This is a genomic window from Hydrogenovibrio sp. 3SP14C1 (genome assembly GCF_029625905.1).
Classification (GTDB): domain Bacteria; phylum Pseudomonadota; class Gammaproteobacteria; order Thiomicrospirales; family Thiomicrospiraceae; genus Hydrogenovibrio.
Genome location: NZ_JARTLM010000215.1, coordinates 1 through 254, shown reverse-complemented (window position 1 = coordinate 254; position 254 = coordinate 1). Strand labels below are relative to the sequence as shown.

General features: G+C 59.8%; 1 protein-coding gene. It reads right to left on the bottom strand.

Annotated features, from left to right (window positions below; all coding sequences use genetic code 11):
- Positions 1-225: hypothetical protein (locus P8629_RS12305; RefSeq protein ID WP_278166391.1), on the bottom strand; the 225-nt coding region annotated here is incomplete at its 3' end.
- Positions 226-254 lie beyond the last annotated feature (29 nt).

Sequence of the window (254 nt, the reverse complement as noted above, 5' to 3'; positions counted from 1 at the left end):
CACCATCTGGTCAGTGAACTGCTGGATCTCGTCGCGCAGCCGCAGGGCGTTTTGCATATCCGGCGCGATCAGCATCACCGGGCCAGGGTGGCGTTCGACGATCTCGGCGCATTCCACGGCACAGGCCGCGCCGGTCAGTTGCCCCAGTTGGCGCAGATCGCCCGCGCGATCGGGCAGAGAATAACGAGGGGATGAAGAACGGTTACGGCTATCGGAAGTGCTCATTCAGGTATCTTTAATCAATGTGTTGGATG